The sequence below is a fragment of the Aeromonas sp. 95A genome (genome assembly GCF_051919235.1).
GTDB lineage: Bacteria > Pseudomonadota > Gammaproteobacteria > Enterobacterales > Aeromonadaceae > Aeromonas > Aeromonas veronii.
Genome location: NZ_JBQBFC010000002.1, coordinates 1 through 10574, shown reverse-complemented (window position 1 = coordinate 10574; position 10574 = coordinate 1). Strand labels below are relative to the sequence as shown.

Sequence of the window (10574 nt, the reverse complement as noted above, 5' to 3'; positions counted from 1 at the left end):
TCTTGGACAGCAGAAAGAACGCTTGAGCGAGAGGCTCAAGCTGCGGCAAGAGCAGGAATTGGGCGAGGTGGAGAAGTTAGCGAAAGCGGTTCTCGACGAGCTCAAGAAAGACTTAGAGACGCGTGTAAACGGCGAGCTGAATACAACCGTGGGCGCTATCCGAGACGGGATAAAGGGATTGCCCAAACAGATCACCGACTCGACCGACCCATTGAAGGCGGTCTTGGAGCAGGCCCGGAGCGAGGCCAACACCCTCAAGCTGATCTCCAGCGTCTGGCTCAAAGCCTTGCTGGTCGGGGTATGCACCTCCGTGGGGCTCGGGTTGGGGAGCTGGGGGATATTGAGCTGGATGGGCAGCGAGGTTCAGCGGTTGAACAGCGAGATCAGCAGCGCGAAAGCTACGCTGGCCCAACTCCCCATCCTCGCCCCCAGCATGGGGAAACCGTTCAAGGTGAAGGACAGCGACAAAATGGCCGTGGAGGTGAACTGAATGACCGAACTGGAGCGGATACTGATCGAGCGGCTGGAGCAGATGGAGCAGCGGCACCACAACGAGACGATGGACTTGCGGCAGCAGCTCTACGCGCAACAGATGTCTTTGGAGAACTTGCAAAGGCAGTGGGGGAGCACCTTGAAAGGGTACGAGATGCACTGCGCCAGCTTACACACAGCATTCGTGGCACTCGAGAAGAGCACCAAGAGCGAATTGAACAGCATGGGCCGGAGTTTGGACCAGACCAACCTGGCTACCGGAGCAGCACTTGGGTCATTGAACAGCAGTGTGGCCGGAGTCAAGAGCTCGCTGGAGAGCTTGATCAAGGCGCAGCGTTGATCGCCGACAGGGCGGCAGAACTGCGCAGGGAGCAGCGCCGGGGCTTGAGCATGTGATATATCGTCACAGTGACAATAATCAAGGAGATCGGGTATGAAATCAGGTCGGTTGGGTACTCCTGACACGGTGGCGCATATTCGCCGGTTCCCCCCGGTTGAGTACGAACTGGCGAGCTATCAAGGCTCCCCGTGGCTATGGGCCGATGGAAAGCCGCTGATCGACCTCCTCGATGCGACCATCGACTGGCTGATCGATGACGACGGCAGCCGCTGGATCGTCATTGATACCGAATACCTGCGCCAGCATGTGGCCCATTATGCCCTGTTGTCCGCCGATACATGGCGGCAACTGTTGCTCGATGCAGGCGTGGAGGTGGATTGAGGTGCGATTGAGTGATCGGTTTCCGGGGCTGATGCTGTGGCATACGGTGGCGGCAATGGCCGCTGTGTTCGCGGCGAAAGCCTTGCTGTACTGGGTTGCGGACTGGTTGGGCCTTGGGCCGCTCTACAGCACTTTAGCAGGGCCTTCTTGGGGCGTGGCGGCATGGATAGCGTTGTTGGCCCTGCTGCTGCGGTGGATGAAGGTCTAGCCCGTTCTGCCGCGCTCCGCTTGGCGGCCCCGACAACAAGATTGACAGACTTCGCTAGTCACTCTCGTTGCTGGGGCTGGTGTTTAGTGTATGATATACGTGTATATCAATAGTGTTTGAGGTGGATTATGTTAGCGATACGCTTGCCTTCGGATATCGAAGAGCGCTTGGCAAATTTGGCGCAAGAGACGGGGAGAACGAAGACCTTCTATGCACGAGAGGCCATTTTGACTCATCTGGAAGAGATGGAAGATTACTATCTGGCAGAGCGGGTTATGGAGAAAGTTCGTAAGGGCGAAGAGCGCCTGTTCTCACTGGATGATGTGGAGCGCGACCTTGGCTTGGAAAGTTGAATTGACCGACACCGCAGCGAAGCAGTTAGCACGGCTGGATAAAACCCAAGCTCAGCGGATCACCAAGTACCTGCGGCGGGTTATGCTGCTTAAAGATCCTAGGGATGCAGGTAAAGCCTTGACGGGGAACTTGCGGACTTACTGGCGTTATCGCGTGGGAGATTATCGGGTTGTGTGTGATATTAGAGATAACGAACTGGTGATTGTTGCTGTGATGATAGGGCATAGGAGTGAGGTATATGCTTGATGATTATTTTTTAGCTGGATAATGTTAGATGGAGTTTAATTATGGGGAAAATATCGTTTATAGTTGATGATAGTCAGGAGATTGAATTTCATTCCGCGCTTAATCGGCTTGGTGTTAAACTAGATGATTTCTTTATTAAATCTATTGAGCGAGCCATCAATGAAAGCTCTCGTCTTAATGTTACCGACTCGACTAACCCCTGTGATGGCGACTTAAATTTAAATAGGTTGATGCCCTTCGAACACAAAACCACAATTCTGAATTTTGACAATTCAGAGTGGGATAAAGTGGTAGATGTTCCAAGGTGTGAGCACCTTTTGGGTGGGTTAAGAAAAGTCAAGAGTGAACCATCGATGACCACAATGGACATGTCAATATCTCAGATGTTTTCTGACGTGCTAACGTCTGACAAAGGAATGGTTAAATTAACTAGAAATGATGGCGCTGATTTTATTTTTAATGCCGTTAATGTTATCGGCGTATTAAAATGCGAAAAAGAATATAGAATAGACAATATATACGAAACTATATCCTTTATAAAAGACACCTGTTCTAATTCTAAGCCAGAGTACGCAGTCATAGTACTTGGTGGACGATATAAAGGGCAGGGTAACATACTCGTATATCAAAATTATGATTATGTTTTTCAAAAAATCAAAGAAGCCAAAGCTATAGCAAAATCTATTGACGAAAAAAAGAACGGTGTGTTTTTTTGACTTTATGTCATGGCTGTGATGGTTTTGTTGACAGCTTAAAGCGATTGCTTAAGTGCATTGCTCAAATATGACAAGATGCAGTAACGTACTGTCCAGAAAAGACAAACCCCGAATCTCTAAGTGCAATCTTGGCGGATGGCTTAGAGAGTTCGGGGCCGTACTCATGTAACAGGTGAAATATATCACATGGATCACGCCAGACAACCCTTTAGCACCGCCAATAAGCGCGGTGGTCATTGAATCGAGCACAGCTTGAGCTGTTTCGGGAGCGCCTGCCCCGGAAGCCATACTATACCGACGAACTCACCACGGGCCTGTCCATTGCTGATGTGAGTCGTGCCCTTGGGGCGCGTTACATCCAACCGAATGGGCCGACACACCGGCACTGGATCGTGTTCGATGTGGATCAGCCAGCCGCTACGTTATCTTGGGATGACGTAGGCGCTCCGGCACCGAACATCAGCGTCACGAACAAGGCCAACGGCCATGCCCACCTGATCTACGGATTGGAGACCCCAATCCGCACTGCTCCGGACGGTAACGTGGCTCCGCTGCGTTATGCCGCCGCCATCGAGGCCGCCCTCCGGGAGAAACTGGGGGCTGATCTGGGCTACTCCGGGTTGCTCTGCAAGAACCCCCTGCATACCCACTGGCTTGTCCAGGTATGGGAGCCCTACTCCTATGATCTGAACTGGCTGGCCGACTACCTCGATTTAAGCCCCTACAATGGCCGCAAACAGCTTCCTGCTTACGGGTTGGGGCGTAACTGCACCTTGTTCGAGAAAACGCGCCAATGGGCTTACAAGGCGATTCGACAGGGGTGGCCGGGGTTTGATGGCTGGCAGGCTGCCGTGATCGAGCGGGCGACCGGGTACAACGTCCAGTTCGAGCAGCCGCTCCCAGCCAACGAGGTCAGGCACACCGCCAAATCCATTGCGAAGTGGACGCACCGCAACCTAACCCCCGCAGGGTTCAGCGCGGTACAGGCCGCCAGAGGGGCCAAGGGAGGCAGGCTATCTAAGGGGGGGGGGAGGCCCAGCAATAGCGGTAAAGCCCTCGCAGACCTTCTGCCGGAGGTGCTACGGCTCAAGGCTCAGGGTTACAGCAACCGTGACATTGCCGAGGATCTGCAAATTTCGGCGGGCAGTGTGTCCAATTACCTTCGCCGTGATCGTGAGTGATCAAAACAAGCCTTATCAGATAATAGCCCCCGCAGGGGGTTCTTTGAGCCCTTAAAAGTATTGAAGAGAGAGGCTCGGTGCGAGGGGGATAAGGCCGTTCCCGAAGGGTTGTCCATCAGGCCGTGAGTTTGGCCTGTGGGCAATAGGTCTTATCCCCGGAGCTGTTTGTTTTCTGCCGTTCGTAGTGCTTGCAGTATCTCCCCAGCCTGTTCGGGGGTCAGAACCACGGCTGAGCCCCTATCCCGGATAGCTTGCAACTGGGCATCCAACCCCTCCATCAGTGCTCTATTTATCGTCACCGTAACGTTATTGTCCTGCTGTTTGGCCCGGTATGCGGCTTGTCGTTCTGCCCCGCTTTTGGCTGTTCCGGTCTTTGGTCTACCTCGTCCGCGTTTGATGCCAAACATGTCCCCAGTACCCTGATCCGTGGTGTCCTTCATTGTGTCATTTCCTGTCACTGTAACGGTAATTAATTATGCGTCACTGTGACGATAATTAGCAAGTTGCCGACCCTCTATTTTTTTGCTGTACTGGTATTAAGCCAGCCCACCCGTATTACGTTTAGCCTGCTTCGCGGCTCAACGTAACACGGGGCTGGTGAGGGGCTATGCCCCTTCAATCCCCACACACACCACAGCCGGAGGCCGCGTGTCCAAGGTCCAAAAGATAACTACCGTCAGCGTTAGGATCGACAAGCCGACCGCGGCCGAATGGCGTGAACGTGCTAGCGCCTCTGGACTCAGTTTGTCTGACTGGATCCGGGGGGCGGTGGATGCTAATCAGCAGACGAATTTGCCGACGCCCCAGCGCCGTCCCGTCCGTGTCCGCGATACCAGCAACGATGCCGATCCGGAGTTGATGCGCCAGTTGGCCGGGATGAGCAACAACCTCAACCAGATAGCCCGAGCTCTGAACGAATGCCGGTTGGCCGGCTCGTCGGTGCAACTGGTGGAAGTGCTGGCCCTGCTGCGCAGCATAGAGGTACAGGCGGGACACCTGCTGCCTCAGTTGCCGCCGCCCCCAAAGCCTATGGCCAAGGGGCGTGACGATGCTCATTAAATTCCTTTCCCACGGTACGGGCAGCGGTGCCCGTGCTTCGGCCTACCTCATGGGCTTGCACGATCACACTGGTGCACCACGGGCAGGTGTGGCGGTACTGCGGGGTGATCCGGTGCTGTTCGCGGCGGTGGCCGACTCGCTTCCGTTCCAGCATCGTTACGCCAGCGCAGTGATCTCGTGGGCGACGGAAGAGGCCCCGACCGCCGACGAGATTACTGCGGTTTTGGAGGATTTCGAGGCAGTGGCGTTTGCTGGGTTGGAGCCGGAAGACGTCCACCTGACTGCCGTCCAGCACGACGAACCAGATGGCGGGGTTCATGTCCACATCCTTATCCCCCGCGTTCACCTGGGCACAGGCAAATCGTTCAACCCGGCCCCACCAGGTCACCGTAAAGACTTCGATGCAGTGAGGGATAAACACAACCACGAAAAGGGCTGGGCGCGGCCAGACGACCCGCTTCGGGCGCGGTTGCTACGGCCAGACTTCGAGGCGTTCAAGGACAAGAGCGATAAGACCGCCATCAAAAAACAGATCACCAACCACCTATTCGCCGCCGCCGAGCAGAGAGTGATCTCCAATGCGGCGGAGCTGCGGGACTACCTACAAACCTCGCTCGGGTGCGAAATCACGCGCACGGGGGCCGATTACACCAGCATCAAGCCGGAGGGCTATCCCAAAGCCATCCGGTTAAAAGGGGAACTCTATGGAGCATCTTGGACAGCAGAAAGAACGCTTGAGCGAGAGGCTCAAGCTGCGGCAAGAGCAGGAATTGGGCGAGGTGGAGAAGTTAGCGAAAGCGGTTCTCGACGAGCTCAAGAAAGACTTAGAGACGCGTGTAAACGGCGAGCTGAATACAACCGTGGGCGCTATCCGAGACGGGATAAAGGGATTGCCCAAACAGATCACCGACTCGACCGACCCATTGAAGGCGGTCTTGGAGCAGGCCCGGAGCGAGGCCAACACCCTCAAGCTGATCTCCAGCGTCTGGCTCAAAGCCTTGCTGGTCGGGGTATGCACCTCCGTGGGGCTCGGGTTGGGGAGCTGGGGGATATTGAGCTGGATGGGCAGCGAGGTTCAGCGGTTGAACAGCGAGATCAGCAGCGCGAAAGCTACGCTGGCCCAACTCCCCAAGGGGGTGAGTTACGCCAAGGGCAAGGATGGCAAGGGCTACATCCTCGCCCCCAGCATGGGGAAACCGTTCAAGGTGAAGGACAGCGACAAAATGGCCGTGGAGGTGAACTGAATGACCGAACTGGAGCGGATACTGATCGAGCGGCTGGAGCAGATGGAGCAGCGGCACCACAACGAGACGATGGACTTGCGGCAGCAGCTCTACGCGCAACAGATGTCTTTGGAGAACTTGCAAAGGCAGTGGGGGAGCACCTTGAAAGGGTACGAGATGCACTGCGCCAGCTTACACACAGCATTCGTGGCACTCGAGAAGAGCACCAAGAGCGAATTGAACAGCATGGGCCGGAGTTTGGACCAGACCAACCTGGCTACCGGAGCAGCACTTGGGTCATTGAACAGCAGTGTGGCCGGAGTCAAGAGCTCGCTGGAGAGCTTGATCAAGGCGCAGCGTTGATCGCCGACAGGGCGGCAGAACTGCGCAGGGAGCAGCGCCGGGGCTTGAGCATGTGATATATCGTCACAGTGACAATAATCAAGGAGATCGGGTATGAAATCAGGTCGGTTGGGTACTCCTGACACGGTGGCGCATATTCGCCGGTTCCCCCCGGTTGAGTACGAACTGGCGAGCTATCAAGGCTCCCCGTGGCTATGGGCCGATGGAAAGCCGCTGATCGACCTCCTCGATGCGACCATCGACTGGCTGATCGATGACGACGGCAGCCGCTGGATCGTCATTGATACCGAATACCTGCGCCAGCATGTGGCCCATTATGCCCTGTTGTCCGCCGATACATGGCGGCAACTGTTGCTCGATGCAGGCGTGGAGGTGGATTGAGGTGCGATTGAGTGATCGGTTTCCGGGGCTGATGCTGTGGCATACGGTGGCGGCAATGGCCGCTGTGTTCGCGGCGAAAGCCTTGCTGTACTGGGTTGCGGACTGGTTGGGCCTTGGGCCGCTCTACAGCACTTTAGCAGGGCCTTCTTGGGGCGTGGCGGCATGGATAGCGTTGTTGGCCCTGCTGCTGCGGTGGATGAAGGTCTAGCCCGTTCTGCCGCGCTCCGCTTGGCGGCCCCGACAACAAGATTGACAGACTTCGCTAGTCACTCTCGTTGCTGGGGCTGGTGTTTAGTGTATGATATACGTGTATATCAATAGTGTTTGAGGTGGATTATGTTAGCGATACGCTTGCCTTCGGATATCGAAGAGCGCTTGGCAAATTTGGCGCAAGAGACGGGGAGAACGAAGACCTTCTATGCACGAGAGGCCATTTTGACTCATCTGGAAGAGATGGAAGATTACTATCTGGCAGAGCGGGTTATGGAGAAAGTTCGTAAGGGCGAAGAGCGCCTGTTCTCACTGGATGATGTGGAGCGCGACCTTGGCTTGGAAAGTTGAATTGACCGACACCGCAGCGAAGCAGTTAGCACGGCTGGATAAAACCCAAGCTCAGCGGATCACCAAGTACCTGCGGCGGGTTATGCTGCTTAAAGATCCTAGGGATGCAGGTAAAGCCTTGACGGGGAACTTGCGGACTTACTGGCGTTATCGCGTGGGAGATTATCGGGTTGTGTGTGATATTAGAGATAACGAACTGGTGATTGTTGCTGTGATGATAGGGCATAGGAGTGAGGTATATGCTTGATGATTATTTTTTAGCTGGATAATGTTAGATGGAGTTTAATTATGGGGAAAATATCGTTTATAGTTGATGATAGTCAGGAGATTGAATTTCATTCCGCGCTTAATCGGCTTGGTGTTAAACTAGATGATTTCTTTATTAAATCTATTGAGCGAGCCATCAATGAAAGCTCTCGTCTTAATGTTACCGACTCGACTAACCCCTGTGATGGCGACTTAAATTTAAATAGGTTGATGCCCTTCGAACACAAAACCACAATTCTGAATTTTGACAATTCAGAGTGGGATAAAGTGGTAGATGTTCCAAGGTGTGAGCACCTTTTGGGTGGGTTAAGAAAAGTCAAGAGTGAACCATCGATGACCACAATGGACATGTCAATATCTCAGATGTTTTCTGACGTGCTAACGTCTGACAAAGGAATGGTTAAATTAACTAGAAATGATGGCGCTGATTTTATTTTTAATGCCGTTAATGTTATCGGCGTATTAAAATGCGAAAAAGAATATAGAATAGACAATATATACGAAACTATATCCTTTATAAAAGACACCTGTTCTAATTCTAAGCCAGAGTACGCAGTCATAGTACTTGGTGGACGATATAAAGGGCAGGGTAACATACTCGTATATCAAAATTATGATTATGTTTTTCAAAAAATCAAAGAAGCCAAAGCTATAGCAAAATCTATTGACGAAAAAAAGAACGGTGTGTTTTTTTGACTTTATGTCATGGCTGTGATGGTTTTGTTGACAGCTTAAAGCGATTGCTTAAGTGCATTGCTCAAATATGACAAGATGCAGTAACGTACTGTCCAGAAAAGACAAACCCCGAATCTCTAAGTGCAATCTTGGCGGATGGCTTAGAGAGTTCGGGGCCGTACTCATGTAACAGGTGAAATATATCACATGGATCACGCCAGACAACCCTTTAGCACCGCCAATAAGCGCGGTGGTCATTGAATCGAGCACAGCTTGAGCTGTTTCGGGAGCGCCTGCCCCGGAAGCCATACTATACCGACGAACTCACCACGGGCCTGTCCATTGCTGATGTGAGTCGTGCCCTTGGGGCGCGTTACATCCAACCGAATGGGCCGACACACCGGCACTGGATCGTGTTCGATGTGGATCAGCCAGCCGCTACGTTATCTTGGGATGACGTAGGCGCTCCGGCACCGAACATCAGCGTCACGAACAAGGCCAACGGCCATGCCCACCTGATCTACGGATTGGAGACCCCAATCCGCACTGCTCCGGACGGTAACGTGGCTCCGCTGCGTTATGCCGCCGCCATCGAGGCCGCCCTCCGGGAGAAACTGGGGGCTGATCTGGGCTACTCCGGGTTGCTCTGCAAGAACCCCCTGCATACCCACTGGCTTGTCCAGGTATGGGAGCCCTACTCCTATGATCTGAACTGGCTGGCCGACTACCTCGATTTAAGCCCCTACAATGGCCGCAAACAGCTTCCTGCTTACGGGTTGGGGCGTAACTGCACCTTGTTCGAGAAAACGCGCCAATGGGCTTACAAGGCGATTCGACAGGGGTGGCCGGGGTTTGATGGCTGGCAGGCTGCCGTGATCGAGCGGGCGACCGGGTACAACGTCCAGTTCGAGCAGCCGCTCCCAGCCAACGAGGTCAGGCACACCGCCAAATCCATTGCGAAGTGGACGCACCGCAACCTAACCCCCGCAGGGTTCAGCGCGGTACAGGCCGCCAGAGGGGCCAAGGGAGGCAGGCTATCTAAGGGGGGGGGGAGGCCCAGCAATAGCGGTAAAGCCCTCGCAGACCTTCTGCCGGAGGTGCTACGGCTCAAGGCTCAGGGTTACAGCAACCGTGACATTGCCGAGGATCTGCAAATTTCGGCGGGCAGTGTGTCCAATTACCTTCGCCGTGATCGTGAGTGATCAAAACAAGCCTTATCAGATAATAGCCCCCGCAGGGGGTTCTTTGAGCCCTTAAAAGTATTGAAGAGAGAGGCTCGGTGCGAGGGGGATAAGGCCGTTCCCGAAGGGTTGTCCATCAGGCCGTGAGTTTGGCCTGTGGGCAATAGGTCTTATCCCCGGAGCTGTTTGTTTTCTGCCGTTCGTAGTGCTTGCAGTATCTCCCCAGCCTGTTCGGGGGTCAGAACCACGGCTGAGCCCCTATCCCGGATAGCTTGCAACTGGGCATCCAACCCCTCCATCAGTGCTCTATTTATCGTCACCGTAACGTTATTGTCCTGCTGTTTGGCCCGGTATGCGGCTTGTCGTTCTGCCCCGCTTTTGGCTGTTCCGGTCTTTGGTCTACCTCGTCCGCGTTTGATGCCAAACATGTCCCCAGTACCCTGATCCGTGGTGTCCTTCATTGTGTCATTTCCTGTCACTGTAACGGTAATTAATTATGCGTCACTGTGACGATAATTAGCAAGTTGCCGACCCTCTATTTTTTTGCTGTACTGGTATTAAGCCAGCCCACCCGTATTACGTTTAGCCTGCTTCGCGGCTCAACGTAACACGGGGCTGGTGAGGGGCTATGCCCCTTCAATCCCCACACACACCACAGCCGGAGGCCGCGTGTCCAAGGTCCAAAAGATAACTACCGTCAGCGTTAGGATCGACAAGCCGACCGCGGCCGAATGGCGTGAACGTGCTAGCGCCTCTGGACTCAGTTTGTCTGACTGGATCCGGGGGGCGGTGGATGCTAATCAGCAGACGAATTTGCCGACGCCCCAGCGCCGTCCCGTCCGTGTCCGCGATACCAGCAACGATGCCGATCCGGAGTTGATGCGCCAGTTGGCCGGGATGAGCAACAACCTCAACCAGATAGCCCGAGCTCTGAACGAATGCCGGT

At 54.2% G+C, this 10574-nt stretch carries 18 protein-coding genes; all 18 read left to right on the top strand.

The features are described from left to right. Nucleotides 1-490, top strand: a 490-nt coding sequence (locus ACTG2U_RS21490) for a DUF1640 domain-containing protein (protein WP_439975145.1), incomplete at its 5' end; no start/stop codon positions are given. Beyond that, nucleotides 491-832 carry a mobilization protein gene (locus ACTG2U_RS21485; protein ID WP_238155586.1) on the top strand — a complete coding sequence of 114 codons (342 nt, stop codon included), beginning with the start codon at nucleotides 491-493 and terminating at the stop codon, nucleotides 830-832. It abuts the gene before it with no gap. Nucleotides 833-925: 93 nt separating this feature from the next. After that, nucleotides 926-1213, top strand: a complete 288-nt coding sequence (locus tag ACTG2U_RS21480; protein ID WP_125602655.1) for a hypothetical protein — start codon at nucleotides 926-928, stop codon at nucleotides 1211-1213. Between the two features lie 7 nt (nucleotides 1214-1220). Next, on the top strand, nucleotides 1221-1421 hold the full coding sequence (locus ACTG2U_RS21475) for a hypothetical protein (RefSeq protein ID WP_125602656.1): 201 nt from the start codon (nucleotides 1221-1223) through the stop codon (nucleotides 1419-1421). A gap of 128 nt (nucleotides 1422-1549) precedes the next feature. Further along, nucleotides 1550-1774 carry a type II toxin-antitoxin system RelB family antitoxin gene (relB, locus tag ACTG2U_RS21470; protein ID WP_068979446.1) on the top strand — a complete coding sequence of 75 codons (225 nt, stop codon included), beginning with the start codon at nucleotides 1550-1552 and terminating at the stop codon, nucleotides 1772-1774. Then, entirely contained in the window at nucleotides 1758-2021 is a 264-nt protein-coding gene (locus tag ACTG2U_RS21465) for a type II toxin-antitoxin system RelE family toxin (RefSeq protein WP_192896393.1), read from the top strand. Before relB (ACTG2U_RS21470) ends, ACTG2U_RS21465 begins: the two co-directional genes overlap by 17 nt. Before the next feature lie 41 nt (nucleotides 2022-2062). Continuing rightward, nucleotides 2063-2737 carry a hypothetical protein gene (locus tag ACTG2U_RS21460; RefSeq protein WP_439975144.1) on the top strand — a complete coding sequence of 225 codons (675 nt, stop codon included), beginning with the start codon at nucleotides 2063-2065 and terminating at the stop codon, nucleotides 2735-2737. Between the two features lie 236 nt (nucleotides 2738-2973). Then, nucleotides 2974-3918 (top strand): replication initiation protein, encoded by a 945-nt coding sequence (locus ACTG2U_RS21455; protein ID WP_219314760.1) that lies wholly within the window; start codon nucleotides 2974-2976, stop codon nucleotides 3916-3918. A gap of 648 nt (nucleotides 3919-4566) precedes the next feature. Next, nucleotides 4567-4977 carry a MobC family plasmid mobilization relaxosome protein gene (locus ACTG2U_RS21450; protein ID WP_125602666.1) on the top strand — a complete coding sequence of 137 codons (411 nt, stop codon included), beginning with the start codon at nucleotides 4567-4569 and terminating at the stop codon, nucleotides 4975-4977. 704 nt (nucleotides 4978-5681) lie between these two features. After that, complete coding sequence (locus tag ACTG2U_RS21445; protein WP_238155585.1) at nucleotides 5682-6221, top strand: DUF1640 domain-containing protein; 540 nt, start codon at nucleotides 5682-5684, stop codon at nucleotides 6219-6221. Next, nucleotides 6222-6563, top strand: a complete 342-nt coding sequence (locus ACTG2U_RS21440; protein WP_238155586.1) for a mobilization protein — start codon at nucleotides 6222-6224, stop codon at nucleotides 6561-6563. It begins immediately after the preceding gene. A 93-nt stretch (nucleotides 6564-6656) separates the two neighbouring features. Continuing rightward, nucleotides 6657-6944 (top strand): hypothetical protein, encoded by a 288-nt coding sequence (locus ACTG2U_RS21435; protein WP_125602655.1) that lies wholly within the window; start codon nucleotides 6657-6659, stop codon nucleotides 6942-6944. 7 nt (nucleotides 6945-6951) lie between these two features. Further along, nucleotides 6952-7152, top strand: a complete 201-nt coding sequence (locus tag ACTG2U_RS21430) for a hypothetical protein (protein ID WP_125602656.1) — start codon at nucleotides 6952-6954, stop codon at nucleotides 7150-7152. A gap of 128 nt (nucleotides 7153-7280) precedes the next feature. Continuing rightward, on the top strand, nucleotides 7281-7505 hold the full coding sequence (gene relB, locus ACTG2U_RS21425) for a type II toxin-antitoxin system RelB family antitoxin (protein ID WP_068979446.1): 225 nt from the start codon (nucleotides 7281-7283) through the stop codon (nucleotides 7503-7505). Further along, entirely contained in the window at nucleotides 7489-7752 is a 264-nt protein-coding gene (locus ACTG2U_RS21420) for a type II toxin-antitoxin system RelE family toxin (RefSeq protein ID WP_192896393.1), read from the top strand. The genes relB (ACTG2U_RS21425) and ACTG2U_RS21420 overlap by 17 nt, the downstream gene beginning before the upstream one ends. Nucleotides 7753-7793: 41 nt before the next feature. Further along, complete coding sequence (locus ACTG2U_RS21415) at nucleotides 7794-8468, top strand: hypothetical protein (RefSeq protein ID WP_439975144.1); 675 nt, start codon at nucleotides 7794-7796, stop codon at nucleotides 8466-8468. 236 nt (nucleotides 8469-8704) lie between these two features. Next, nucleotides 8705-9649: a replication initiation protein gene (locus ACTG2U_RS21410; protein WP_219314760.1), complete on the top strand. Its 945-nt coding sequence runs from the start codon at nucleotides 8705-8707 to the stop codon at nucleotides 9647-9649. Nucleotides 9650-10246: 597 nt separating this feature from the next. Then, on the top strand, nucleotides 10247-10574 hold a 328-nt coding region (locus ACTG2U_RS21405), incomplete at its 3' end, for a plasmid mobilization protein (protein ID WP_439975143.1).